This window comes from Metasolibacillus meyeri, from assembly GCF_003049505.1.
Taxonomy (GTDB): domain Bacteria; phylum Bacillota; class Bacilli; order Bacillales_A; family Planococcaceae; genus Metasolibacillus; species Metasolibacillus meyeri.
In genome coordinates, this window is the sequence record NZ_PYWN01000119.1 from 1 (window position 1) to 26527 (window position 26527).

Here is a 26527-nt window from a genome sequence, read left to right on the forward strand (position 1 = left end):
AGCCCGTGATCAACTAACAAGTCTTGAACAAACAATATATAATGTTAAATCTATTTTGGCAAATATTGAAAATGACTTAACAAAAAATGAAAAAACAATCCAACAATATGCTAAAAAAATTAAAAATGAAAAGGTCATTGTTTACTCGGGAAAATTAATACAAATGGAAGTATCAGAGCTTAGTTACCAAATGTATATGATGAGTCATCAAATTGTTCGCATGTTTTATAAAAAATGTATTGAACGAGTGGAGCAATTAAATAAAGCAAAAAAACCATTTAAGCAAACAATCGTCCTCGGCTGGGATGAAGATAGCCTTATTCATTTTGTGCAACGCTATTTTTCATTACAAATAACGGAGCAACAACAAAGGACACTCTCAACAAATGGTTTGCTAAAAATAGGTCAAATATATATTATTTATGAAAATAAACTAGCGAAGGAACGTGATACTGTATTAAAGTGGTTAGCATCAAATAAGACGAATGCCTATGTTCTTGCCGACATATCACAAGTAGGACAAGCTAAATCACAAATTTGTAAAAGTCAAATCGTTCGCCAGTTGAAGCAACAAAAATCAGTTTGCAATTTAGTAATGCAATCGTTTACAGAATTTCTTGAAAGTGGTGCCTATGAAGAAGCTGTTGAAATGTTTAATGATGTTAAACGGATGGACATCTTTACAGATGGACAACGTCTTGTTAACGATGTCAGCCCTTTATTCTCATTAATACATCTCCAACTCGATGAATCGAAAACAATCGTTCATGATGCAGCTGAAATGACACACCACATTCAAACAAATTTGCCGTATTTAATTAGTTCAGGGCATTTATCTCGTGCTTATCAACAATACCTACATGCATTAACAAAACGTATAGGAGTGAAGTAACATGACGAAATCTTTAATGATTGAAATAGATGAAGCAACAAAAGATATTATGACAGAGCTACAAGATGGTTTAACGAAAAATATAGAATCAAGAATTTCAAGCAGCATACAGTCTGTTATGCAGCGACAAGAGCGAAGCATTAAAGAAATCGAATATATTTTACAGGGGCAGCTTTTAACGGTCAGTACAAATATTGAATCAACGAAAAAGCCGATTACACGAATGGTACGTGATGTAGAGCATTCGATGAAATTATTAATGGATGTAGAAAAGCTACAAAAGGAGCAAGCTCAACAGTTATCAAATATCGGACAACAGCAAATCGATTCGATTAAGCTACTTATGACGGACATGCTTCAAGAGCTGGCAAGAACACAAGAAGCGGAATTAGCGAAAAGCATACAGTCGTTTGACATGAAATCAGGGGAAGTTACATCAGCTTTCATATCTAATTTGAAGGAATTGCAGCAAAATTTTGTACAAGTAGCTGAGAATACACAATCGAATTTAGTACAGCAATACGACGCCTTTATTTCGTTAAATGAACAATTGGAGAAAAATGAACAGCAGCTTCATCAAGAAATAAATATATTCCAAACATTAATCGATGAACAAAAAACGCAATTCGAGCAAATGACAGTATCTTCAACACAACAATTGAACGATTTTTGTGCTTCCTTGCAGCAAAGCTTTGACGAACATATAACAGCGATAACTAAACAATATGAAAAACAAACAGAGCAGTTAACGAATGATGTGAAGCAGCAAGTAAAAGAACTAGAAGAAGTTGCTGTTCAATTTATTTCGTTGAATGAGAAATCGTTCCAACGACTTAATAGCGATGTAGTTGAATCCGTAAAGTTGATGGAACAGCAAATTTTATATGAAATCGTAAACAATAAAGGCTTCGATGCATTGCAAGAAAAATTATCAAACCTTGAAATGTCGTTAACGACTACAATTAAAGAGCAAGCTTTAGCGGATAAGCTTGCGGACATTGAAAAGGACTTAGCATATGCACGTCTACCATTTTACAAAAAATGGTTTACAAAAAGGGAGGATTTCTAATGGCAACTAAACTATTAAACGATTCAAGATTATTATCAATTATTGAAGAAGTATTACCAGATAAAGATCCTTCAACTGGCTTAACATACGTCGAAAGCCTACGACATAAGCAAAAAAATAATCATACTGAAGAGTTTTTCATTCCTGTCTTAGGTATGCAAGGGACAGGAAAAAGTAGCTTTTTAAACGCATTATTAATGGATGATTTTGTATTGCCAGTAGATGCAGATGAAACAACTTGTGTACCAGTAGAAATACGTTACGGTAATAAAAAAGAAATTGTTGTTCATTTTGAAGATAAGGCACCGATCAATTTATCTTCCGCAAAGGAAATTGAACAATATGTACATAATGCACACAACCCTGCTAATGAAAAAAAAGTGAAAATGATTCAACTGTATAAGAAACATGATTTGTTAAAAAATGGCGTTGTATTTGTCGATTTACCTGGAGTAGGTAGTATTACGAAGATGAATGCGAAAACTACGATGGATTACATCGAAAAGCTATCAGCAGCAATATTTATGCTACGTACAGTCCCACCGATTACAGCAGAAGAAGCTAATTTTTTGAAAATGGTATGGCCCAAACTTTCAAAAGCCTGGTTTGTTCAAAATCAATGGCATGATGAGTCAACTGGTGAAGTTGAGGATGGTCTTCAACATAACAAATACATTTTAGAAAAAATAGGGGAAATGTATAAAATAGAAAATAAAATAGATATTCGTGTATTAAATGTGTATGCTGCATTGACAGGGCGTTTAACGAGAAATGACAGTATGGTTAACGCATCAGGCATACCAAAATTTGAACATTTCATTCATTCCATTACATCTAATTGGCCGAACATTATTCAAAACGAAATGAATAAACAGCAGCATCAAGCTATTCAAGATGTTATTCAAGCTTTAGAGCATAAAATCGAATTGTATGACAAAGAGCCTGAAGTTCATTACGAATATTTAAGAGAGCAAGAAGATTTATTGCAACAAAATATCGATGAAAATAATAGTGTTCTTAATCAACTAAAGCTAGACATCTCAAAAGACGAGCGTGCATTAAAAAGTTGGATTGAAGACAATGTTACAATTGCAAAAGAAAACTTGCGAGCAGAAATTCAAAGAATCGTAAAATCAAATGTTGTAGATGGCAATCGTTTAGCCACTGCCTTTAATGATTTACAAAAAGATTACACAAATGAAGTAGTAGCATACTATCTAGAACGCGTTACGGATATTAAATTGAAAGTACAGGAGACGTATAATGATTTAAATATTCGTACACCAACAGGTGAATTTACAAAATTTGAGGAATTCTATAAAACTTCGTCAACAAAATTTGAAAAAACACTTCCAACAATCGGTGGTCTAGCAGGAGGGCTAGGGGTGATTTTACTCTCCTCCAATCCATTAGGATGGGCGGCACTTGGTGCAACAGCTGTAGTAGGATTAATCGGTTCATTTATTGGGAAAACATCAAAAAATTTAGTACAAAAAAACCGTCAAAATACAACTATGCAAGAGCTTGAACAGCCAATTTCACGATTTGCTAGTAACTTAACAGCGACTTTAAACGCAGACTTAACAGAATTTATTCAACATGTACATCAAACACTTACTCAGATTCATAATGAGCAAGAGGCAATGTTAGAAAAGGCGTATGAGGAATTACGTGAAATTCGCTTTGCTGAAATTAATGAATATAAAGAGAAGCAACAAAAACTAAAAGATGATTTACAGTATATTTGCTCATTGGAGGGGTTATATGAATCTTATTGACAATATGGATTTAATAAAAACTATTATAGAAAAAACAGAAAATGACTCCTTAATGACGATGTTTTATTTACTACAAGAGCGCGTTGATTATCCTGAAAGCTTTGTTACGATGCTTGGTGAAACGAGTTCAGGGAAATCCTCTATTATAAATGGTTTACTTGGTGAACAAATTATTTATACAGCTGCCCAACCTACTACAGGCACTGTAATTGAGCTGTACGAATATGATGTAGATCCAACGATTACACCTTATGCAGTAATGAAAAATGCGACATTAAGAAAATTAACAGAAAATGAGTTTTACACGCAATGTTTAGAACCATCTGATGATGTGCTACGCCTGCGCCTTAATGTGCCGAAAATGCCCCATCAACTACAAGGGATGAGACTTTTCGACACGCCTGGCTACGGTTCAATTCACGATAAACATGAGGAAGTGCTAAAAGAGTTCATTCCAAATAGTGATGTTCTAATTTATGTTGTAAATTACCGCGTGGGCATCGGAGAAGCAGATGCTGAATTTTTACGATTTATCGCTAATTATATGCAAGATGACGTGAAATTTTTCTTAGTAATCAACCGCGCACCAGCAAATATTACGAACGATAATGTTCGTATTACGGAAATTGTGAAATATGCAAAAGATCTTTTACATGAAGATATCCCTTACTTCATTATTGAAGGAATTCCTGGCGATGGTGTTAAGCTTCCGCAATCAGAAGCATTGTGGACAGCTGTTCGTAAGGAAGTGCAATCTCCAGCAAGACAACAACGTGTTAATGAAGCTTTATTTAACTTTCAGCTACAATTGTTAGAAGAAGCTGAACTACTTTGGCAAAAACGAGTTTCAATTTATGAAACTACGGATGAAGAAAAAGCACTGATTCAAAAAGAAATTGACATTTTAAAAGTAAAAAAAGTAGAAGCACAAAAATTAATAAACGACACATTTAAAAAAATGACCAATCAGCTACCGATTTTATTTAAAAAAGCTAATTTCAATATGTACAATAATATTGAGCAGGAAATAATAGACACAAATAAATGGAATTCAGCTGAAGAGTGTACAGGCTATGTAAAGGCACATTTAATTCCACGCTACGAAAAATTAGAAAGAAAGAAAATTATGGATTACCTTGAGCAGGAGATAAATATTTTAAATGAAAAGCTCGAGGAACTTGTTAACGCGGCAATTGTTAACTTTACTAGACAAATTGAAATTATTTCAAACCATTTCGAACCAGTTGTCGAAGGTATTTCGCGTAAAATTGCATCGCGAACTACCGATAATATATTAAGAACATTTTTAGCACGTTACGGCGGACGTGGTGGAGCTGGTGCAGGCGTTGCAAATCTAGCGAAAAAATCACTAAAAACGGTCGGCAAATGGTTCGGCAAAACGTTCACACGAGAGCAACATAATGCGTTAGCTAGTTTTTTAAAACGCATCGGTGCCACATCAACGCGTAACTTATCGATTGCAGCTACGGTATTCATTGACATTGTCTTTTATGTAATCGAAGTGCATCGTTGGAAGGGCCGCCTCTTAAAAGATGTAAACAAAAGCTTAACGAAGTGGGAGGAAGACACTTTACGCGATGTTTTAGTAGATGTAGAGGAACTTCGCGAAGTGAATTTACAATCGATCAATGAATATTTCGATGATTTTTTAACTGTATTAGATAGCAATAAAGATTTATTAAGTGATAATGAACTAACAACGGTACGCGAAAATTTACGTGAAGTTGCAGCAGTGAAAAATAAATTAATGAAAGAAGGCGTCAATGTATGACGGTTCGACGAAATAGTTTAAAAGTAATAGACAACCAAGTATTTGAAGGGGAAGTCATTTTCCCTGAGAAAAGATCAACTGAACTTCAAAAGCAAGAACTGGAAAATAACCACGCCCTTAATATGCGTAAAATGGATGCTGCTATGGACGTAATAGAAATTGGCAAGCAAATAGTAGGCATTGTAGCAATCCGCGAAAATAGTAAAGCGAAAATTAATGAAATCGATGCATATATCCGTCAATTAGAGCAAGCAACCCAGCATGAAGTTGCACTGCTTCGTCAAAATCGTAAAACAATTGAATCGAGAGGACAGGTCGTAGCAGAAATTTTAGGAAAGCTAACACCACTCTTAGCCAATCAGCATCTAACACCTGAAATCCAAAAAACTTTAATTGAAACATTTGAACAATCAATTGATAAGGCGATTAGTCAGTATGAATAAACTAGAAGTGATTCGTATTATTTTGCAGTATGTTGAAGCAAATGAAATCGATAAAGCTAACATACTTCTTAAAGAAAAGCATCGAGAGTTAATGCAATCAAAAGCAAGAGGTGTCCGCAAAGAAATTGCTGAAATTGTGAAAACGATGGCTGCAATCGATAAAGAACTAATGCTTTACAAACTACGTCACGCTCACTTAGAGCAAATTTGTCCAAACGGCATATTTATTGAAATGAAAAGTTACGTAAAACTGCTCGAGGACGAAAGAAAATCATTGGCAAAGCAAAAACGTGAAATGGCAAAAATGTGAGTTATTGAACAGGATTCTAGAAAAGAATGTAATAAATATCTGCTCACACAAATAAATATTATTAAGACTAAAACGCACCCTGGAAATTATTATATTTTCCAGGGTGCATTTGTTGTTCTCCATGATTTATGGAAGGTATGTACAGATAAAACAATGCGTACCTTTTTAAGAGGTGCCTCTAACATATACTTACCACACGAACTGAGCTTTCATTAACTGAATCAAGTGGTGATGGTTGCTTTGCAGCGCTACTATGGGATTTAGAGGAATGTCGAAAAGAATACGGGGATGCAGGCGATAAATAGAAATATTCGTTAATAATTTCAAAACACTACCGTATTAAAATTACAGATATTCTAGCTTTGAAGCAGCTACTTTTAGGGGATGATCCTAGTGTGAAGCCTACATTTGAATCTGCCTTTCATTCAAGACTAAAAGCAATTATTGATGAAGAAGCGCTACTGGATGACGAAAAGAACAAAGGTTTTGAAGAAGGGGTGGAAGAAGCAAGAAAAACGGTAATGAAAAAATCATTGATTATACAGATTTAACAGTAGAACAAATTGAATCATTAAGGACTAAAGAATAAACTGCAATACTAGAAGTTTTGCAAATTTCTTTGAATGAGAATCCAACTAAAGAGGTGTAAAAGCCTCTTTTTTCTGTGTGATTAATTAATTTTCATGCAATGGTTGGGAGCGAAAAGCTCATGGTGTTTTTATTCCTAGGTATTTTGCAAGTAAATAGACGTTTACGTTTGATTGTTTAATTATTCCTAACTTAGTTATCTAATGATAATACAATTTCCGATAAATTTAAAAATGATATAATAGTATTGTTAAATCACTAAAGATTGGAAGATGTTAAGATGGCACGATTTCCATATGAAAATGAAATTCAGCAAGCTGTGAGTTTGTTGATAAATTATTACAAAGTACCGTATAGAATCTTAATAAATTTAATTGGAGAAGAACATTACGAACAACTTTCATCTATTTTAGACACGTTAGGTGAAGATCAACTTTCAGAAGAAAAACTTGCACGAATTTTAGTTGTCCAACGAGGTTCTGAATTATTTACTGGCGCAAATGAAGCTGTAAGAGAATTACGTTTACATATATTAAAACAACTGTCTACTGAAGAATTAACAGCATTATATGAACGCAATCCAAGTAGTAAGAAAAATATTACATCAGCAAGTTATATGGCGCGTCCGTTATCAGTGAAAAAATGGATTCCTGGTAATCGTTGGCCACGTGATTTTGTGACGACGCTCAAATTTCCTTTAATTTTTGCGGGTATTGCAAATGATCGAACGGAGCGAATTGCACCAGTGATTGATATTGAGCCACGGAAACATATTCCTCCACTTGTGCCATATCAAGATGATTTGAAGCAACGGATGCTAGAAGTGTTAAATCGGGAGCAAGAGAAAACGCGCTGTATCGTAACCTTACCTACAGGTGGGGGCAAAACACGTATTGCAGTAGAAAGCTTTATTGATTGGCTACAGCCACGCTTTGCTGAGGGGAAATACATGATTTGGATTGCACAAGGGGAAGAGCTTTGTGAGCAAGCGATTGCTTGCATCGCTGATATGTGGCAGGAAAAAGAGTTTGGTTCGGCTTTACGAGTGTATCGCTATTTCGGTGGCTCTCATGTTGAAATGGATGATTTAATAGGCGGCGTGGTCGTCAGTAGTATACAGCAAATCGTTTCTCGCATTAAGTCCGGTGATACAGTATTAGAGGATATAATCCGTCAGTGCGGTGCGATGATTATTGATGAGGCACATCATGCGACAGCAGCTAGCTATAATACGCTTATTCAATTCGCAAAAAAACTTGTTGGGGACCAGCTTTTTCCGATTTGCGGGCTAACGGCAACACCTGGTCGTAATATGGATGAGACCGCCTTATTAGTGGATCAGTTTCAAGCAAATTTAATTCAACCTATTTTACCAAATAAGAAGGAATATCAGTTAAATCCATTGCTTTACTTCCAAGAAGAGGGATATCTAGCGAAGCCGACGTATTTATTATTTGAAGACGAGCCGATTGAATGGCATGGTGAACTGTTTATCGAAGGCGATATTGCAAGTGATTTCTTACATGACCTTGCGCAGAATCGGGAGCGGAACTTGAAAATTATTGACTACATGCTTGAGCTGCCGCTTGATAGTTCGGTACTTGTCTATGCATGTACAGTAGAACATGCGGAATTTTTGACAACAGTTTTAAATTCGGTTGGTAAAAAAGCAGCATGTATTTCAGCTAAAACGCCAAAAGCTGTGCGTCGTATGCATATTCAAGCGTTTAAAAGCAAAGAAATTCAATATTTATTTAACTATGGTGTGCTTACAACGGGCTTTGACGCTCCGAAAGTGGATCACCTACTAATTTGTCGTCCAACGTCTAGTATGGTGTTATATGAGCAAATGGTTGGACGCGGCTTACGTGGGCCAAGATTTGGTGGTACAGAAACGTGTAAAATTGTTGATTTTTCAGCTAACATACAAACACATGGACACCCATTAGCCTATATGCGATTTACACATGATTGGCAGACATTGAAGGAAGTGAGTTCAATACAATGAAACCAGGAGCTAAAAAACTATTCGATTTTTTACAACAATATGAAATTCTAGTAGTAAAAGATTATAAGCGGCTATTTGAATCAAAATCGACGCTACTTCGTATCGTAAAAGAATACTCAAATGTTTTTTCACTAAAAGATGAATGTATTTCTCTAAAAAAGAATGAGACAGAATTAGAAACAGAGGTTTATTTACAAGCGCGGCAAACCGTTCATAGCGAGCTACAAAGATTTTTAGTCGGTCCGTTTGAAGAAAACGAAGAACTTGGAAGCTATAAACGCCCAATGCAGCTATATTTAACAGGGAAACTCGTACCATTTGGTTCAACAGGTAGTGTTGAAGATGAACGGGAAGAGGGAATTGAAACTGGAGTCATTATTGAGGATGACTCGATAGAGGACCGTTTAAGCTCACGTCAAATGTTTAGACCTTCTAGTATGGGGCTGAGCTTTAAAATGAGAAGCTTAGGACCCATTATAATTACTGCAAATTGGGCAACGTATGATGGCGATACATATAAACGGACACCACACACTCTTCGTTGGACTGTAGAGCTAAAAAATGATGTTCAGAAGGAAGAGCTTTCTTATAGTAAGGTGAATCCACTCATTGATAAGGCGTACCCTGGTCAGTTGCATTATTCTTGGATTAAACGCAATGGCCTTTATCATGTCAGTGTCTTTTTACTAAACAACTATGCGCGTGAAAGTTATCCTGAGCAGTTTGAGATTATGTTCCAAACTGCTTTAGACATTACAGTCAAAACACAAGATGTAGCTGTGTTTCAATCGGTGGCGGATCGTTTTAACGTAGCAGATGAACTCTTATACCGCGAGCATACAGAGCTAGCAACTGGACATGGTGTAGGAGTCGATTGGCAGAAAAGCGGGGAAGAGATGCGTCTCTTCACAACTTGGCTTCCATTTTATGAACTACCAGTAGTTGAACATACGACCATTCCAGATGAAGTATTTGATATGAAATCATTAAGTGAACTACCAGCGAAGGTTCTAAAGACGAAATTGGATAAACTACCTCTCTACTATGAACAATGGCTAGCAAACCAAAAAGAGTATATTCAAACATTAGTACCGCATTTGCAAGAAGAAGCCATGCAAAACGTAGAACAAGTAGAAAAAATCATTTCGCGACTAAAAGAGGGGATTACGCTTGTTTGCAGTAGTGATGAGGCATTAGAAAAGAAAGCCTTCCAATTTGCGAATGAGGCGATGTTGATTCAACGAGCGCAGACGCAAGTTGCTTCTATTTATCGCTCTACTGGCAAGCGAGTACCACCTATCTATGATGGAAACTGGCGCTTATTTCAAATTATTTTCTTATTGATGAATGTAGCTGGTATATCTGATGAAGAACATGAAGACCGTGATGTAGTTGATTTAATTTGGTTCCCAACAGGGGGAGGGAAGACAGAAGCGTATTTAGGAGTGGCTGCTTACACAATGGCTTATCGTCGCTTAGCTGGTAATGTGAATGATGTGAGTAGCTATGCGGGAGTGACAGTCCTTATGCGTTATACACTGCGGTTATTAACAACTCAACAATTCCAACGAGCTGCAGCGCTTATTTGTGCAATGGAAAATATTCGAATACGAAATGTTCATTTATATGGAGAGCTGCCTTTTAGTATCGGACTTTGGGTTGGTACTGATTCATCACCTAATCTACTAAGTGATGCACAAGAAAAATTGGATTTGTTACGTGATGGGCAAGAAGTGAAAACTGGTAATCCAATGCAACTACTAAATTGTCCTTGGTGCGGAACTGAATTAACAGCCCATGATTATCAAATAAAAGATGATACACAGCATATTTGCTGTCACGAGCCAACATGCTTGTTCCACCATAAGTTACCTATTTATACAGTGGATGAAGCAATTTATCAACATGTGCCAACACTGGTGATTGGAACTGTCGATAAGATTGCACAGTTGCCGTGGAAAAAGGATATGTTTGAACTGTTCGGTCGTAAAAATTTACATCATTCGTTGAAGGGTTTCGCTTACAAGGATAAAGGTGGAAAGAGAGGCTATGTGCCAATTAAGACACTTGCACCACCCGCGCTTATTATTCAGGATGAATTGCATTTAATCTCTGGCCCGCTTGGCTCGCTAACTGCACTGTACGAAGTAGCTGTCGATATTTTAACATCGCGGGAAGGAAAAAAAGCGAAGGTCATTGCTTCTACAGCAACAATTCGCGGAGCGAAGGAGCAAATTCGTCATTTATATGGACGTGATTATTTGCAATTTCCTCTTGCTGTACAAAAGCAAAATGATACATTTGTTTCGCGAGAAGTACCTGTAACTGAAAAGTCTGGACGATTATATGTCGGTGTTTGTTCTCCAGGTGTCAGTAACAAAATACAAGCTATTCAGCTTTTTGCCGCTTTAGCTGTTATTACACGTTCTAACCTATCAAAAGCAATGGATCCTTACTATACAATGCTCGGCTATTTTAATACCGTAAAGGAGCTTTCAGGAATGTTAACGACTTTCCAAGATGAAATTGTGAGTAGGTTAGATGTGCTGGATTCAAGCAAAATTTTTGAACATTCGCTTGTTGTTGAGGAAATGACTAGTCGTCGCAAAGCATATGAAATTCCTCAGTTACTTGCGCAAATGGAAAAACAATATGATGATGAACAAGCGTTAGATGCCGTATTAGCTACAAATATGATTTCAGTAGGAGTGGACGTTGATCGACTAGGCTTAATGGTTGTGCAAGGTCAACCTAAAACGACATCTGAATATATTCAAGCAACGAGTCGTGTCGGTCGTAAATATCCAGGAATTGTTATAACCACTTTAAATCCAATGCGTTCTCGCGATTTATCACATTTTGAGCAATTTCGTTCATATCATCAAAGTTTGTATCGCCATGTTGAGGCCATGAGTGTAACACCATTTGCAAGTGGCGCTTTATATAAAGGCCTACGTGGTGCTTTAGTCGGTGTCATTCGTCAGTCACTACTTGAATTAAGCAAAGAACAATCTGCAAACGCCTATGTACGGTCAGATGAACTGGAGCAATTAATTGAGCGTTTCATACAGCGTGCGGTTGAAACCCAACTTGAGACGTCAGAGTTAACACAGGAAATCGAGAATATTCTAGACTGGTGGCAAATCGCAGCTGATAAGTACGCTGAAAAAGGCGAGTTAAGCTATAAGAAGAATCTAAACAACGGAAAACCACATTTATTACGCCAATTTGGTGAAAAGGGAAGAGGAGATGTTTCAATGCCAGCTATGATGTCGCTGCGCAATGTGGAAGGTTCGATTGAAGTAGAGGTGAAAAGAAAATGACAGAAAACGAAAATAAGATTCGACCATCACAACTTATTTATCACGCTGGACCTGGTTCCATTGTCGATTTAGTAGACGAGAGCGTGATGATTCTCGCTGCTGATTTATGGGATGTACGTAGTGCAAGTAAAGATATGGACAAGCGTATCACGCAATTTTTAAACATTGATCACGTCAAAATTTTAAATGAGCAATCAGATTTTTTAAAAGTACGCGCAACTCCCTTCCCTCGTTGGAAAATTTGCTCGAATTTGAAATGTGGACGGATGACAACATATAACAATACGCATTGCTATACTTGCCAAACATCGGGTAGAGGGGACTTTAAACTATATCCAAGCCGTTTTGTCACAGTATGTAATGCTGGACATATTAGTGATTTTCCTTATGAAAAATGGGTACATCGTGGGAATAACTGCCCAAAGCCAAGACTTCGCTTCATTCGTAACAACGAAAGCGGCTCACTTTCTGATTTAGCTGTTCAATGTTTAACTTGTAACAAAGTTCGATCACTTGCAAAAATTATGAAACCGGATGATGAAGATAAGCATTTATTCAAATGTACAACAGAGGCTCCCTGGCTTGAGGAAACAGCAACAAAAGATAAGGATCCTTATACATGCGATAAAACAATGCGTACCTTTTTAAGAGGTGCTTCTAACATTTACTCACCGCACGTTCTGAGCTTTTTAAAAGTGCCTTTAACTGAATCAAGTGGTGATGACTGCCTTGCAGCGCTACTACCGGATTTAGAGGAATGTCGAGAAGAATACGAGGATGCGGGCAATAAAGAAAAAGCTTTGTCACGGATTGCCAAACGCTATCGTATTGAAATTACGGATATTCCAGCGTTGGAGCAGCTACTTTTAGGAGATGATCCTAGTGTGAAACCTACATTTGAATCAATTCGAAAACAAGAGTGGAATACGCTCATCCAACCTTATTTCAATGAAACAGATATACGTTTTAAATCTGAAAGCGTGGATATACATTCGAGCTTGCGGCCATATTTTTCAGCTATTCATCGGATAGATTCTGTACCTGAAATACAAGTGTTAAAAGGTTTTAGCCGTATTGATTACATCGATCGTTTTGAAGAAGGAGATGTACATATTAATAAAGTAACACAATACGCTAAAAATAACTGGCTACCCGCTGTACGTAACTACGGTGAAGGAATCTTTTTTGTCTTTGATCTGAAGAAGCTTACAGAATGGGAACAATCCGAAAATTTAACTAAGAACATCATTGAAAGATACAATCAACAAAGGCTTGAATTTGATCAAGAACCTTTACACCTAACTGGACGGCACTTACTATTACATACTTTCAGTCATGCAATGTTAAAAGAGCTAGCTGCACACTCCGGCTATTCTACAACTTCATTAAAAGAACGTTTATATGTTGATAGCTCTATGTATGGTGTGTTTATTTATACTGCATCCGGGGATTCTGAAGGTAGCTTAGGTGGTTTAACAGCGCTCACTAAGCCTGATATATTATATGCGATTGTTTTACGTGCCATTGAGCGTATGCAGTATTGCTCATCAGATCCAAACTGTTCTGATGGTAAATTTCAGTTTAATCTATCTGCAAACGCAGCTGCTTGTCATAGTTGTTCCCACGTTTCTGAAACTTCATGTGAGTGGGGGAATCAGCTACTTGATCGACGCCTTTTACTAAATATTAACCCTGATGTTCATGTCGGGTATTTTGAAGATTTGTTAGTTTAACGATAATTTTCCTAAGCGAATTACAAAAAATCACTTCAGCAGATTATTCCTCACTGAAGTGGTTTCTTATAAAAGCTTAATATATAGCCAATTTATAAAATTTAGAATTATGATCGCAGTATGACAAAAATTAATTAGCAGCTTACTATAAAGTATACAAAAAACTAATAAATGTCTCCAAATGAAAGTTTGGATATATCACAAAAAGTCGCTTTCTCTAACGTGAGGGAAGCGACTTTTCAATTTTTTACTCGTTATTAATAATATTACTTTAAAATTACACAGAATGCGTTAAAAGTTTTAATCATATAAATAGTAAACACAAGGTACTCAATTTTGAACCTAGTCATTTCATTTAGGGGAATTATGTATTTTAAATGATAAATTAAACAACAGGAGGATTTATATGTCTTTTTTTAAAACAAGCGATGGTGTGAAATTGTATTATCAGCAAAAAGGTGAAGGCAATACTATCATGTTGGTCCATGGGTGGTCAGCGGATCATACATCCTACGATCAGGTATTCGATGAGTTGAGTAAAAACTATCAGGTTATCTCCTATGATTTAAGAGGGCATGGTATTTCGGATCGGCCGGAAAAAGGGTTATCAATAAAAAGATTTGCGACAGATCTTGAAGAATTGATGGATTACTTAAATCTTCAAGAAGTCACATTAGTGGGGCATTCGATGGGAGCGTCCATCTCATTCGAATATGTAAAAAATTTTGGTGTTCAAAGATTGAAATCTGTTTCCATTTTCGATATGACTCCAAAATTGATTAATGAAGGAGATTGGAACCTTGGACTTTATCACGGAAAATATACAAGAGAAGATTCTCTAAACGACTTGACAGTTATTAATGAGGATTTAATTAAATTTGCCAAATCATTTATAAAAATTGCTGTGCCATATTTAACAGATGACCTTATGAAGGAGCAGCTCGATTTATTAATTAATAACAATACTCCACATGTTTTATCAGCGATGTGGCATGCGATGGCAGTTTCAGATTTTAGAGATGTGCTTCCAAACCTCACTGTTCCTACGCAAATTGTATATGGTGAGAAGAGTACGTTGTATTCGAAAGAGTCTGCTGATTATTTAGCATCGAAAATTCCTGATGCCAAAGTGATACCTTTTAAAAACTGTACTCATCTTTTAATCGTAGAAAATCCTGCAAAAACAGCACAGGTAATTGAAGAAATCGCTAAATTATCATACAACCATAAATAAGAAAGGCTGTTCGTAAAGGTAAGTCATAAAACTACCTTTTGGGAAAGCTCTGTTTTTCTCCTAAATTTATGGTAATAAAGTTTAACGAAAAAACGACTATCAATTATTCAGACAATGGGTTATATTAAGTAAAAGAGGTGATAAAGCCATGTTAAATATTATTTTATGTGTAATCGCGGTATTAGTAGGGTTTATCATATTGAAGGTTCTGGCTAGAATTCTGAGTTTCAGTATTAGTGTTATTGCCCCGCTCTTATTTAAAAAGCAATATGCACTGCTTGAAATGGATAGGCAACGAACTATCAAAAAGTTGGATGCAATCGGCATTGAGGTATTGACGGATGATGATTTATTAAAGCAACGTCCTTCGTGTTATACAAGTATTCGATAAAGGGTCTATTTCTTATAAAGGAATAGATCTTTTTTGTTGTACTAATAATGGAAAGTGTTATTGTTGTCAAAATCAACAACATGAAAATAGCCAAATATATATTCGGTTAGGATAAGAATTATAAAAATAGGGGGAATGACCATGATGAAGAAAGCAGTCATTGTAACTGTGGTAAATAAAGATGGTCATAACATGCGTCGGCGATATGTTGAAATGGATAAATAAAAATAATTTCAATATCTTACGTATTCGTACATTTGATGTATTCGTAGAAGAGTTGAATAAATCAGTAAACGAATAATTCAGCAATATTTAACTGCTTTATTTTGAAAACCGTCACAATTGATTGCTTTGGTCAAGGAGTAGATGTTGGTAATAAATACACTTTTATATAGCTGATACAAGCGATCCTAAATTACACGTAGTTGGCTAACTTGACTACACAACACTTGATGGCTATAACGAGCTGCATGTAATGAAAAAAATACTGTGGAATATTTCGGACAGTTAAGTTTGTTTGACTAAATAATTATAGAGCTTTTCATTTCTAATTAGCAAAAGCTTTTTATTTGGAAAAATGCTTTTAATAATGGGTTCTTCTTGTTAAATGAAAGTTCCACTTACGGTGCTTATTAATAGGGGCTATCATAAGTATGGGGCTATTGATGACAACTATTTATAGAGCCTATGTCTGAAGTATTGATATAACAGGGTTTTATCTAGTTTTTCTATCTAAGCTTACTGATTATATTAGTATGGGACCTATTAATGGTGATTAATTATAGAGCCTATTATTAATATTTGAGCTATCAATGGTGACTATTTATAGGGCCTATATGTGAAGTGTTGATATAACAGGATTTTACCTCATTTTTTCGCCTTAATTTACCATATATATTGATTTAGGGCCTATTAATGGTAACTAATTATAGAATCAATAATAATTATGGGGGCTATTAATGACAACTATTTATAGAGCCTATGTCTGAAGTATCGATGTAACAGGGTTTTATCTGATTTTTCCGCCTGATTTTACTGGATATATTAATGTAGAACCTATTAACGGCAACTATTTATGTACCTATGTGTGTAGTGGTAATACGTCGGGAGTTTATTGATATAAGCTACAGTAATAATCAGGATCTATTAATTTGTTAATTTACAAGGTTCTTGATATTTAAATTATGGTGAAAGGATTCTGTTTTATGACGTTATTTGACCTTCTGAGAAGCCCTTTTAGAAAAAAATGAGTAATTCCTCGTATTCTTTTAAAATGCTGTTAAAAGACGGAGAAATGCCTGTATCACACAATGCCAACAAAACTATGTTGAATTAAAAATTAAAAAATGTTCACTTTTGGGAAGAACAAATAAGGAAATTTGTTTAAGCCTAGCTGAAACGGCCAAAACGAACGGAATTGATTTTTATCAGTACTTGGTGAAGGTACTGACAGAATTACCTAATTTACCTTTTCATCAACAACCTGACATTATACATAATTACATGCCTTGATCAAAAAATATTCAAGCTACATGTGCAAAAGAGCCAGCTAACTGAAAAAATTTCAGTTAACTGGCCATTTGTCGTGCGTACCGTAAAGGTGCGCTATTTTTTATATTTCGAGCTTACAACGCTTGAATAAGGAAGATAGAAAATTAGTATTTTAAGTCTGGAGTTGCTAAGTAAGTAAATGAAACTGGGCAGGAGTTGGAATGGGAATTGACAGAAATGATGTTGAATAAACATAAGAATCTGTTTATATATATAACTGGAATGCAGCAGTTTGTAGAAGGATCAGATGCAGGGTAGAAAAATGAGAATTAAAATTAAATAAGAAAAAAATTAAATAAAATGATCAAGATAAAATGGTGGGTGATATTGGATAAATGGGGTTTGAATGTAGAGTTTGTTGGTATAGGAAATGGGTGAAAACGAGGTGGAGGAATGGGAGATAAATGGGGGGAAATGGATTAACCAAAGAAGGTGAATGGGTTGGTTGTTGATTGTTATTGTCTGTGTTTTCGAAAGTAATTAGTCTAGATTTTGATGGTGCATCTTGGACTTAGAAATGTTGTAGTATCGCTGTTTGTAGCCTATAAGGGTTATGCCTATAGGCATATACTTAAGAGTTCATACTTTGGTCTAAATTAGGTATGAGTTCTTAACTATATGCCTGTAAGTATTTTGGGTGCGGATTTATAAAGAGTTAGATTACTATGGATGATCTAATTGTTATAGAACATAAGTTAGGATATTTCAAAGGAATCGTGTTGAAACTAAGGATTAATTGTGATGTTTGAAATTGGATTTATGCGGGGTATAAAGGGAGAAAAAAGAATACAAAGTGGGAAATCCTTATGCATTCTTTTCTGTATAAAAACGAGTGTTTATTCTTTGTTCAATCAATCTTTTGAACGGCAGAAGTTCGTTATTTTTAACAATTGTTAACATGTCTTTCTTTCTATAACTCGGCAACGGGTTTTAACTGTATTTTCTGTCATTATTACACCATTTCTGGTTTCTAAATTAGACTTCATTAGTACAATGAGAAAGGGTTTAGTTATACACATTCCTTAAATATCAACTTTAGTTACATTAAAACAGCTACAAGCACTGTTAAATCAGTATTTGTAGCTGTTTTTAATTGCATATAACGGTCCAATTCCTTTAGAGGAATTATTTTAATGACGGCTCTTGATTTAATTTGTTCTAAATAGCCATAGAATCATAATTATAGGTTAATAGGGAAGCGGTTTATTTAATATAAGGTTGTAGTAATACGTAAAAACCTTTTTTTTGTTCGTCCGACAATTTATGAATAATGTCGATTAGTTTTTCATCTAAAGTTTTTACTTCTGTCGGTGAGATATCTAATTTTATGTCTATTTGATTTTCAACGATAGCGAAAAATTCAGTAAGTGTAAGATTAAAAACGTCACAAATGTTAGAGAGCTGTACAAAGTTAATATCAGAATCACCACGTTCTATTCGTGAAACGGAAGCTTGTGAGAGAGCGACTTTATCACCTAATTGTTGCATACTAAGTTCATGTTTTTTTCGCAAATCCCGTATTGTACGGCCAATTGATACTGCATTCAATATAAATCAACTCCGATCAAATATAAGCGTACAATTTTTCCGTTTTACAATCAAGATTAATTGTTTTATACTTAAATTAATAATTATTAAAAAATGAATAAAAGGAGATGGTTATTATCGATAACTTTAATGCAGCGTTCGAACAATTTTTAAAACATAGAATTGATTCCCTTATTTTTGAAATTGATTCTACTAATAAAACAATCGATTTATCGCAAACTATCGATAATTTGCTAGATCAATATCTTTTAACATTAAACCCACATAAAAAAAATGAATTTACAGAAGCAATACAAGATTTCATTTTTGCTTATCAAGGTAATATAATTAAAAAAATTTATGTAAAGGCTTTTACCGATGGATTAAAATTTGAATCGAAAATTTTGGAGGAATAATAAATGGAACGATTTTATCAAGGAGAACTGAAGATTGATTTTAAAATGAGTATAGATTCAAAATTGGATGATGAAATGAATAACTATTATTCATTTCATCATCCAGAAAGTTTATTATTAGACGAAATTAGTGCTTTGATAGAATCAAAAGGTTATGTACTTATAACTGGTAAATTAGCTATAGACAGTAAAGATGAAACAAAAATTTATACTGTTGACCGTTCAGAGTAATTGTAAAAATTTTTCACCAGGTAGCAACGTATGCCTAATTTATACATCTTTTAATATTTAGCGTCCTTAATTGAAGAATAAATAATCTAAAAACATCAAGTTAAGCAATCATTAAAAATGCGATTGCTTAACTTTTTGCTTTTAGTAAAACAATATACAGAATCGCATACCACCTTATAAAATTTTGTTTACTTAAGATAGTATGGTTTTTAAGTTATATGCATAGCCCCAGGGTGTTTGAACATTTAACTTTTTAGACTAGTTACATACAACTAAGGAGTCATTATGCCAATACACTTACAACATTTTCTATTAACAGATTATATATGGAGAAGGAGAAGATTAGAGAATGACTTATTTATTAATCGAAGAATTAAAACGACAATTTAGCAATGATTTATTATATAAATACCTTCAACAAGGGGGGGTTAAAGAATCAGATCTTTTTCCAGAGTATATAAATCAAATTAGTATGGATCGTTTATATTCTACACCCGAAGTAGCAGCGATGTTTAAAATTGGTGACAATAATTTAAGGTATCTAATGCAAATCATGAGGGAATTAGGCTATATTAATAGTTTAAAAGCAGGTCGGAACTATCGTTTTGATTACTTGAATATTTATCGTATGCACTTAGTCAGATTAATTTTAAGTATAGAAGGAAGAAATACAGGTGATATTGCAAATATATTAAAGGGTAATGTGTCAGAGGTAAATTCATCGCTATCAGAACAGAATTTAGGAAATAACGACGTGAGTTTATCTAAGCTAGAAATTCAAATTATCGAGAAACAATTAGCTATTTATGAGTTACAAACAATTCTATACGAAACTACAAGAAAATATATGCAGCAAGATCAAAATTTCAATTTAATGCTATTAGAATTTGAATTAATGAATAAGCTAAACGGGTCTATAAAGACTACTAATAAAAAGTGGTTTGCTAAATCTTTCGATAATGATTCAAGCTCAGTAAACCCAGAATCTAAAAATCAATTAATTGAATCTAAAGAACAGCTGGCGACATTACTCTTTGATATTAATGATTATGAAAAGCAATTAACCTTAAACTTGTATGAATTGAAACGAATGTTCGAAGAAAAAAAACAAATCTTACTAAATACACACAAATAAATATACGATTAACTACGCCCTTGTTATATGAGGATTTAATGCTTCTATTTATAATAACAACTTAGACCCAACTTAGACTATAGAGCATAGCTATGGTTTATCACTGCCGAAAGTAAATTATTTATTCTAAAAACACATGTAAGAAGATAGGAACTATTAAATAAAAACTTTTAAATTCCGTATTAATACGCACAATTATGCGTATTGATACGGATAATTGTGCTGCATGAATGAGCCGCGCAATAATGAATATAGTATAAATTCACATTTCACTTTTAAGATTTCGAAATTTTATCTACAAAAGTTTAACGTTAATTAAAATTTCATGACTTGGAATATAAATCAATTACCCATTTATGTTACCAATCGTTATAATTGAAATGAGAATAAAAATGGAGGTCATCATATGGAGTATTCAGCGGGAATTACAAGTGAACGATTGTATCAGCAAGATATCGAATATGTTTTGACCTTATTAGAAAAAGGACTAGAACGAGATGAAATTAGAGAAATCGTATTAAATGAAAATCCATTCTTAGTAAAAACAGAATCTGCATTACAAAAGCGATTTCAATTAGCGTATAAAAGGTCTATTAGTTTAAATGATGAACTAAGAAAATTCTACTTAACAGGAACAAAGTACGATCAAAAAGCATTGATTTTATATACCTTTTTAAAAACATATCGTTATGCATATGAAAACTTTTACGAATTAATTATTTATCGCTATCAGCAAAAAAATAAGCAACTAGTTTTAGGTCATTTAGAAGCATTTATGGAAGAAAAGGAGCAACAGTCCGAAAGAATTGCAAAATGGAGCGAAGTTTCAAAGAAGAGGGTCAACAATACACTCCTATTGTTTTACAGGTGTAGTGGTATAATGGACCTGAATGATGGCGTTTACTCTATTACACCATTACATGTAAGTTCACAATTAAAGGAATATGCAATTAAAAATGATTCGTTATTAACAGCAATCATTACATTACAGGTAGGTGGAAATATTGACGATTTATAAACGATTAGAGCAATTAGAAACACGGATACATCAAGAGGGTTTCACTAATCCAACTGGTATTGGTAGTGAGATCCCTCATTTTGTATTTGATTATCCAGCAGAAGACGAATTGATTGTTCGTACATATACAGAAGGCTTACTAAAACGTTCGCCATTAAATATAAAGGAAATCAATCTGTTTCAATTTTTGCTTACGTTATTCGAAGAAGATCTAGAAGAACTAATTGAATTAGCTGAAGAAGAGGGTTATGAAGAATTATCACAAGCAATCCAAACGGTACTAGAGGACCGAACGTTGTTAGTCGATAGTTTTATTGAACAGGCTGGGGATGCTGAATTACTATTCATTACAGGTGTTGGTACAGTGCATCCATTTATCCGCTCTAGCCATCTACTTAAAAAACTGTCTAATCATGCATATAGAAAACCGCTAATCTTGTTCTACCCAGGACATTTTACGGGTCTCGATTTACGTTTATATAATCTATTCCGTCACGAAGACGAATATCAAATTACACGAATTTCATAGGGAGTGCTTTAAATGATCATTAAAGATATTTTTAAAGAAGATATTAATCGTCCCATTAATGGTGTCGTACAGGCAGGACAAATAGACGAAGAAACTATTTATACAGAGTTAAGGGAATACGTCGTTACTGATGAGATATTAAATAGTTTAAAAGAATTCTATAAAAACTATGAAGGTGTATATAAGGTACCTACTAAGGATGTAGGGGTATGGATTTCTGGCTTCTTTGGATCCGGTAAATCGCATTTTTTGAAAATTCTTTCTTACTTACTAGATAACAAACAAATTAAAGGCCATGCGCCATTTGAATTTTTCCAAGACAAAATAAAAGACGAAGAGTTATTAGCTGCCATGCGTCGAATTGGCGGTAAATCATCTGATGCATTACTGTTTAATGTTGGGTCTGAAGCAAGTACAAATGCGACGCGGGGCAGTAAAGAAAGCATCATTGAAATCATTTTACGTATTTTTAACGAGCATGTTGGGTATTCAACGACGCTATGGGTAGCGGATTTCGAACGCCAATTAGAGCGTGAAGGAAAGTACCTTGCTTTTACAAATAAAATTGAAGAACTGTACGGTGAAACGTGGCCAAACTACCGTTTAAAATTCCGTATGCGTTTTGGGAAAATGATCGCGGCGTTAACGGCAATTGGCTATGACGAAGCATCTGCAGATTTTATGGTACGAAATGCACAAAAAGAATTTAGCATTTCAGCGAAAGAATTGGGGAAATTAATTGCTGAATATTGCCAATCAAAAGGTACTGATTATCGTTTAGTATTTTTAATTGACGAAGTAGGTCAATACATTGGTGTAGATAACAATTTGATGCTTGATCTACAAAATGCAGTAGAAGAAATCGGTGCTGCAACTAATGGACAAGCCTGGATTGCCATTACTTCACAAGAAAGCATTAAATCTGTAGCAAACGTTGTCGATACAACAAGCTTCTCGAAAATCCAAGGCCGCTTCAAAACACGGATTAATCTATCAAGCTCCAATACAGATGAAGTATTAAAACGTCGTTTACTCGAAAAGTCAGAAACAGCTATCAAAACATTAGAAGCAATTTATGAGCCGAATGAGCAGCTGATACGAAATCGCTTATCATTTGATAAAGAGAAAACACAATATCGTTCAGCGTATCGATCAACAGATGAATTTGTTGCTATTTATCCGTTCGTTCCATATCAAGTAGAACTATTACAAGCTGTACTTGAAAAAATCGGTATTCACGGAGAGGGAAGCTCGTATGCATCAAGAGGAGAACGTTCACTGTTAAAATCATTCCAAGATGCAGCGATTAAGCATAACGACGATGAGCTTGGCACGTTAGTAACAATGGCTGAATTTTATCCGACTATCCGCCAGCATTTAGAATCATCAATTGTACAAACAATTACAAAAGCAGAAAATCGCGCAGCTAATAACGAGGGGTTGTACGCAGCGGATGTGGATGTTTTAAAAGTTCTTTACTTAATCAAAGGAATTGATCATATTCAGGCAATACCGAGTAATATTGCGGCGCTCCTTTTAACAAGTATTGATGCTGAGCAAAATGAAATGGCTATTAAAGAGTCATTAAATCGGTTAGAGCAAACGATGTTTATTGAAAAACACGCAGACGGTACGTATTCTTTCCTTTCAGATGAAGAACAAGAAATAAATAGTGAGATTCGTAATGTGGAAATTAACGCTATTAAGATTAAGGAGAACTTAGCGGAGATATTTTTCACTGAAATGTATAACAAGGCGAAATTTACAAATAGCAAAGGATTTATCTTTGAGTACAATAAACGCTTTGACAACTATTCTAAGACAAACATGAAATACCCTTTGACAATGCAAGTCATTACAGGCTCTTTGACACCAGCAGAAGCGGCTTTACAATCTGTTGAAGGACAAATGGTCGTTTATTTAAATGAAGAGTTAGTTGCAGAAGCTGAAGAAGCAATTCGTTTATCAGAGCAAATCCGACGATATGTATCAGCAAAGCGTAACCCAAGTACAACACAAGCGCAGCACCGTATATATGATGCGAAATTAGCGAGTGTCGATGATTATGATCAAAAAGCAAAAGAGCTACTAGCAAAAGCTTGTGAATCTGCAACATTCTATATTCAAATGCAGGAACGTACATTCCGTGGTAACTTTGAAAAGCAAGTAAATGATGCATTCGAAATGCTCGTCCAAAACACGTATAAGTACTTAGAATATATAGACGAGCCAATCCCAATGAAGAATGTAATAGCAGAATGGAAACTTAAATACGAGCAAGGAATTCAGCAGGATTTGCTAAATGCAACAGGGAACATTCGAGCTTACAATGATGTGCTTCGTTATTTAGAAGAACTAATTCGTCTACATCAAAAGCCATCATTAAAAGAAGTGTTAGACAAGTATAGCCAAGTTCCATACGGTTGGACAGAGATTGATACAATTGGCATTTTGTTAGCGTTAATGCACGCAAATAAATTAAAATTTACAATTACGGATGAACTATTTAGTCCAACGATCATGACAGATTTCTATACAAAACTAAATCGCGCAACAGATCGCGATAAAATTCGTGTAGTACCTGAAATAGAAGTTGATCCAAAAGTACGTCGAGACTTTATGGCTTTGTACAAGGATTTATTTGGTCGTTTAGATGGTGGGGATTCTTATCAGGAGTTTGCTGACGCTTTAACTGAGGCAATGAACAAGCACTTTAGTAATCCACTTCAAAACATTACGGATCGTTACCAACAAGGCAATTCAGCACAATATCCATATCCCGAATATGCGAAAGTAGTCGCTATTTCAAATGATATTAAGCGTTTAATGCAAATACGTGACCCAGAACAGTTAGTGAAGGCGTTTATCGAAGCAGAGGATGATTTGATTGATGCGCAAGAACAGCTTGAAGATTTATCAGGCTTTTACTTAAATGCACCAATTAAACGATTTGATGAAGCGGTACAATATTTAAACACAATTTATAATGATCTAACTCATACACAGTCGGACGAAGTGAAATTATTAAAAAAACAACTAACAGATATTTTAGTAAAGGCACAGCCGTATCGTGATATTCCGTTAATTCCATCGACTATTGAAAAGTTGCAGCAGGCAATTGAGCAGGAAGTAATTGATCATAAACAAGCGGTTCGTACACAAATTACACAGTTAGAGCAAAAATTAAGTGAGCTTCAGGAATTCTATTCAAATAACGAGGTAGTATGCAGCTTAATTTCTGAAAGAATGCCTCGATTTACGAATGTACTGCAGCAACTGTTAGAAGCTGATAGTTTAATGATGATTCAAATGAAATTAAACGAGCTACGTGATGTAACAACACAAATTCAGCAAGCAGCAAAACAAAAAGAAGACGAATTACTTCTTCTAGCGAAAAAGCCTGTAGGGGAATCACCAACCGTTCCTACACCATCGCCAGTTGTGCGAGAAAAAGGGACGAAGGTTATTTCGTCGCAGACATTACGAGGGATGTTAGTGAAAACAGAAATCCAAACACAGTCCGAATTAGATGATCTATTAGCAGGGTTAAAACAACAGCTATTAAAAGAGTTAAAAGACAACACGTTAAAATTTGATCTATAAAAGGGAGGGGGAGTCCCCCCTTCTTTTACTTACAAGAGGTGAGCAAAATTATGAATAAAACTGCATTAAAAAACTTCGCAACTTGGTCACGTCGTAAATTAATTGAGCAAGTTCAAACAAAAGCACGCTTATATGGAATAGATGAAAAGAATGGTTTGCATATAGAAGAACAGTTTGGACAGCTATTAATTAATGGCGAAACGTACCCGTTATCGATGAAAGGCGCTTTTAAGGCATTACAGAAGCAATTAGATCAAAAAGGTTATAAGCAATTGCTGGAAGAAGCAGCTTACACATGGTTTAACCGAATCATCGCCATTCGCTATATGGAAGTGCATGAATACTTACCAGAGCGAGTAAATGTGTTATCAAGTAGTATCGGACGAGTAGATCCGGATATTTTATTTGAATATGACACGATGGATTTAGGGATTAATCAAGAGGACGTACGTGAGCTAATTAACACTGGTAATACAGAGGCAGCATACCGTCTTTTATTTGTAGCGCAATGTAATGCTTTAAATCCAATTCTGCCGTTTATGTTTGAGAAAATTCAAGACTATACAGAGTTACTACTACCGGATTTCTTACTAGATGCAGAGTCTGTCATTAAAACGCTTGTACAAAATGATGAATTGACGGGGAGCTTTGCGGAAATTGAAGTGATTGGTTGGTTATATCAATACTATAATTCAGAAGAAAAAGATTACGTAATTAATGCAAAAAAACGATATACAAAAGAAGAATTACCATATGCTACACAACTATTTACCCCTAAATGGATTGTAAGATATATGGTTCAAAATTCTTTAGGAAGATTATGGTTAGATAATTATCCGGAACAAAGAAATAATTTTAATAATTGGGAATTTTATTTAGAGAGTGCTACGGAATTAAATTCAGATAAAATTGTAACAAAAAGAATCAATATAGAAGAAATAAAGTGCATTGACCCG

General features: G+C 34.9%; 20 protein-coding genes and 1 pseudogene. 20 read left to right on the forward strand and 1 reads right to left on the reverse strand.

All coding sequences use genetic code 11. From position 1 onward, the window contains the following. From C9J34_RS22060 to C9J34_RS16395, 13 genes are all read left to right on the forward strand, one after another. A partial coding sequence (locus C9J34_RS22060) for a hypothetical protein (protein ID WP_193769046.1) occupies window positions 1-892 on the forward strand: 892 nt, incomplete at its 5' end. 1 nt (window position 893) lies between these two features. Then, the gene (locus C9J34_RS16345) at window positions 894-1961 is read left to right on the forward strand and encodes a hypothetical protein (RefSeq protein WP_107841248.1); all 1068 of its coding nucleotides are present in this window, start codon (window positions 894-896) and stop codon (window positions 1959-1961) included. Further along, on the forward strand, window positions 1961-3739 hold the full coding sequence (locus C9J34_RS16350) for a dynamin family protein (RefSeq protein WP_193769047.1): 1779 nt from the start codon (window positions 1961-1963) through the stop codon (window positions 3737-3739). Before C9J34_RS16345 ends, C9J34_RS16350 begins: the two co-directional genes overlap by 1 nt. Further along, window positions 3726-5531 (forward strand): dynamin family protein, encoded by a 1806-nt coding sequence (locus C9J34_RS16355; RefSeq protein ID WP_193769048.1) that lies wholly within the window; start codon window positions 3726-3728, stop codon window positions 5529-5531. Before C9J34_RS16350 ends, C9J34_RS16355 begins: the two co-directional genes overlap by 14 nt. Next, window positions 5528-5974 carry a hypothetical protein gene (locus tag C9J34_RS16360; protein ID WP_107841251.1) on the forward strand — a complete coding sequence of 149 codons (447 nt, stop codon included), beginning with the start codon at window positions 5528-5530 and terminating at the stop codon, window positions 5972-5974. The genes C9J34_RS16355 and C9J34_RS16360 overlap by 4 nt, the downstream gene beginning before the upstream one ends. Further along, a complete protein-coding gene (locus tag C9J34_RS16365; protein ID WP_107841252.1) occupies window positions 5967-6284 on the forward strand; it encodes a hypothetical protein in 318 nt (105 codons plus the stop codon). Before C9J34_RS16360 ends, C9J34_RS16365 begins: the two co-directional genes overlap by 8 nt. Window positions 6285-6679: 395 nt before the next feature. After that, entirely contained in the window at window positions 6680-6835 is a 156-nt protein-coding gene (locus tag C9J34_RS22065; RefSeq protein WP_193769049.1) for a hypothetical protein, read from the forward strand. Between the two features lie 317 nt (window positions 6836-7152). Next, window positions 7153-8880, forward strand: a complete 1728-nt coding sequence (locus C9J34_RS16370) for a DEAD/DEAH box helicase (protein ID WP_107841253.1) — start codon at window positions 7153-7155, stop codon at window positions 8878-8880. Next, complete coding sequence (drmA, locus tag C9J34_RS16375; protein ID WP_107841254.1) at window positions 8877-12203, forward strand: DISARM system helicase DrmA; 3327 nt, start codon at window positions 8877-8879, stop codon at window positions 12201-12203. The genes C9J34_RS16370 and drmA overlap by 4 nt, the downstream gene beginning before the upstream one ends. Continuing rightward, window positions 12200-13936, forward strand: a complete 1737-nt coding sequence (gene drmB, locus C9J34_RS16380) for a DUF1998 domain-containing protein (protein WP_107841255.1) — start codon at window positions 12200-12202, stop codon at window positions 13934-13936. Before drmA ends, drmB begins: the two co-directional genes overlap by 4 nt. A 406-nt stretch (window positions 13937-14342) precedes the next feature. Continuing rightward, entirely contained in the window at window positions 14343-15170 is an 828-nt protein-coding gene (locus C9J34_RS16385) for an alpha/beta fold hydrolase (RefSeq protein WP_107841256.1), read from the forward strand. Window positions 15171-15318: 148 nt separating this feature from the next. After that, on the forward strand, window positions 15319-15561 hold the full coding sequence (locus tag C9J34_RS16390) for a hypothetical protein (protein ID WP_107841257.1): 243 nt from the start codon (window positions 15319-15321) through the stop codon (window positions 15559-15561). Window positions 15562-16917: 1356 nt separating this feature from the next. Continuing rightward, entirely contained in the window at window positions 16918-17073 is a 156-nt protein-coding gene (locus C9J34_RS16395; RefSeq protein ID WP_238600686.1) for a transposase domain-containing protein, read from the forward strand. 1242 nt (window positions 17074-18315) lie between these two features. On the opposite strand, the gene C9J34_RS16400 is transcribed toward C9J34_RS16395, so the two are convergent. Then, window positions 18316-18660, reverse strand: a complete 345-nt coding sequence (locus C9J34_RS16400; RefSeq protein ID WP_107841258.1) for a helix-turn-helix domain-containing protein — start codon at window positions 18658-18660, stop codon at window positions 18316-18318. A gap of 107 nt (window positions 18661-18767) precedes the next feature. Between C9J34_RS16400 and C9J34_RS16405 the strand changes: the two genes are divergently transcribed. The 7 genes and pseudogenes from C9J34_RS16405 to C9J34_RS16435 form a co-directional block, all read left to right on the forward strand. Continuing rightward, window positions 18768-19055 (forward strand): hypothetical protein, encoded by a 288-nt coding sequence (locus tag C9J34_RS16405; protein ID WP_107841259.1) that lies wholly within the window; start codon window positions 18768-18770, stop codon window positions 19053-19055. A 3-nt stretch (window positions 19056-19058) separates the two neighbouring features. Further along, window positions 19059-19286 (forward strand): hypothetical protein, encoded by a 228-nt coding sequence (locus tag C9J34_RS16410; protein ID WP_107841260.1) that lies wholly within the window; start codon window positions 19059-19061, stop codon window positions 19284-19286. Between the two features lie 349 nt (window positions 19287-19635). Further along, window positions 19636-20421 carry a hypothetical protein gene (locus tag C9J34_RS16415; RefSeq protein ID WP_107841261.1) on the forward strand — a complete coding sequence of 262 codons (786 nt, stop codon included), beginning with the start codon at window positions 19636-19638 and terminating at the stop codon, window positions 20419-20421. Window positions 20422-20827: 406 nt separating this feature from the next. Continuing rightward, the gene (locus tag C9J34_RS16420; protein WP_107841262.1) at window positions 20828-21439 is read left to right on the forward strand and encodes a BrxA family protein; all 612 of its coding nucleotides are present in this window, start codon (window positions 20828-20830) and stop codon (window positions 21437-21439) included. Continuing rightward, the gene (locus C9J34_RS16425; RefSeq protein ID WP_238600687.1) at window positions 21417-21968 is read left to right on the forward strand and encodes a BREX protein BrxB domain-containing protein; all 552 of its coding nucleotides are present in this window, start codon (window positions 21417-21419) and stop codon (window positions 21966-21968) included. Before C9J34_RS16420 ends, C9J34_RS16425 begins: the two co-directional genes overlap by 23 nt. A 12-nt stretch (window positions 21969-21980) precedes the next feature. After that, entirely contained in the window at window positions 21981-25571 is a 3591-nt protein-coding gene (gene brxC / locus C9J34_RS16430; RefSeq protein WP_107841263.1) for a BREX system P-loop protein BrxC, read from the forward strand. 50 nt (window positions 25572-25621) lie between these two features. After that, a pseudogene (locus C9J34_RS16435) lies at window positions 25622-26527 on the forward strand (BREX-1 system adenine-specific DNA-methyltransferase PglX); the annotation flags it as partial.

Bases quoted from the DNA above. Each gene is read 5' to 3' on its own strand.
- C9J34_RS16390 (WP_107841257.1), top strand. From the start codon at position 15,319: ATGTTAAATATTATTTTATGTGTAATCGCGGTATTAGTAGGGTTTATC.
- C9J34_RS16385 (WP_107841256.1), top strand. From the start codon at position 14,343: ATGTCTTTTTTTAAAACAAGCGATGGTGTGAAATTGTATTATCAGCAA.
- drmB (WP_107841255.1), top strand. From the start codon at position 12,200: ATGACAGAAAACGAAAATAAGATTCGACCATCACAACTTATTTATCAC.
- C9J34_RS16365 (WP_107841252.1), top strand. From the start codon at position 5,967: ATGAATAAACTAGAAGTGATTCGTATTATTTTGCAGTATGTTGAAGCA.
- brxC (WP_107841263.1), top strand. From the start codon at position 21,981: ATGATCATTAAAGATATTTTTAAAGAAGATATTAATCGTCCCATTAAT.
- C9J34_RS16345 (WP_107841248.1), top strand. From the start codon at position 894: ATGACGAAATCTTTAATGATTGAAATAGATGAAGCAACAAAAGATATT.
- C9J34_RS16350 (WP_193769047.1), top strand. From the start codon at position 1,961: ATGGCAACTAAACTATTAAACGATTCAAGATTATTATCAATTATTGAA.
- C9J34_RS16415 (WP_107841261.1), top strand. From the start codon at position 19,636: ATGACTTATTTATTAATCGAAGAATTAAAACGACAATTTAGCAATGAT.
- C9J34_RS16370 (WP_107841253.1), top strand. From the start codon at position 7,153: ATGGCACGATTTCCATATGAAAATGAAATTCAGCAAGCTGTGAGTTTG.
- C9J34_RS16410 (WP_107841260.1), top strand. From the start codon at position 19,059: ATGGAACGATTTTATCAAGGAGAACTGAAGATTGATTTTAAAATGAGT.
- C9J34_RS16355 (WP_193769048.1), top strand. From the start codon at position 3,726: ATGAATCTTATTGACAATATGGATTTAATAAAAACTATTATAGAAAAA.
- C9J34_RS16405 (WP_107841259.1), top strand. From the start codon at position 18,768: ATGGTTATTATCGATAACTTTAATGCAGCGTTCGAACAATTTTTAAAA.
- C9J34_RS16420 (WP_107841262.1), top strand. From the start codon at position 20,828: ATGGAGTATTCAGCGGGAATTACAAGTGAACGATTGTATCAGCAAGAT.
- drmA (WP_107841254.1), top strand. From the start codon at position 8,877: ATGAAACCAGGAGCTAAAAAACTATTCGATTTTTTACAACAATATGAA.
- C9J34_RS16360 (WP_107841251.1), top strand. From the start codon at position 5,528: ATGACGGTTCGACGAAATAGTTTAAAAGTAATAGACAACCAAGTATTT.